Source organism: Rhizobium sp. CBN3 (genome assembly GCF_030518245.1).
In the GTDB taxonomy this organism is placed as follows: Bacteria; Pseudomonadota; Alphaproteobacteria; order Rhizobiales; family Rhizobiaceae; genus Rhizobium; species Rhizobium aethiopicum_A.
Genome location: NZ_JAULSE010000109.1, coordinates 1 through 292, shown reverse-complemented (window position 1 = coordinate 292; position 292 = coordinate 1). Strand labels below are relative to the sequence as shown.

The 292-nt window shown below is 57.2% G+C and carries 1 pseudogene; it reads left to right on the top strand.

What is annotated here, in order from left to right:
* A pseudogene (locus QWJ46_RS31180) lies at nt 1-292 on the top strand (ISNCY family transposase); the annotation flags it as partial.

The following is a 292-nucleotide window of genomic DNA, read 5'->3' as shown; positions in this document are numbered from 1 at the left end:
CCTGACACAGTTCGGCCGGGCGCTTTATGAGCTCAACATCGACATCATCTGCGCCAACACCCCGCAGGCCAAAGGCCGGGTGGAACGCGCCAACCAGACGCTGCAGGATCGGCTGGTGAAGGAACTGCGATTGCGGAATATCAACACGATCGAAGCCGCAAACCTCTATGCACCGGCGTTTATCGAGGATTTCAATGTCCGTTTCGGCAAACAGCCACGCAATCCGAAGGACATGCATCGTCCGCTGGCCGATTATGAGAACCTTGATGGCGCCATGTGCCGGAAGGAAGTC